Genomic DNA, 267 nt, shown 5'->3' on the forward strand with positions numbered 1-267 from the left:
ACCCACTCCAGAGCCGATGTTGGTGATCAGGTCACGGACATTGATGCCTTCCAAGGCTTTGGCGAACAGACCTGGCCAATATGGCTCTACATCTACAGCCGCCGCTTTCAAGATGGTGGAAATTTTCTCACCAGTTACGGCAACATCATCATCCACCAGGATGAGAGCAGAGTAAACACATGCTAATTCAGCTTTTGACACCATTTTTAGTTTTGAACGTGCAAGTTGCCGTAGGCCTTAGCCCAAGAGAGAACAAGCACGTTTGAG

Annotated in this window: 1 protein-coding gene; it reads right to left on the bottom strand. The window is 48.3% G+C overall.

The features are described from left to right. Positions 1–204: 60S acidic ribosomal protein P1 (locus F0L68_RS45790; RefSeq protein WP_223199632.1), on the bottom strand; the 204-nt coding region annotated here is incomplete at its 3' end. Positions 205–267: the final 63 nt, after the last annotated feature.

Source organism: Solihabitans fulvus, from assembly GCF_008386585.1.
GTDB classification, from domain to species: Bacteria; Actinomycetota; Actinomycetes; order Mycobacteriales; family Pseudonocardiaceae; genus Solihabitans; species Solihabitans fulvus.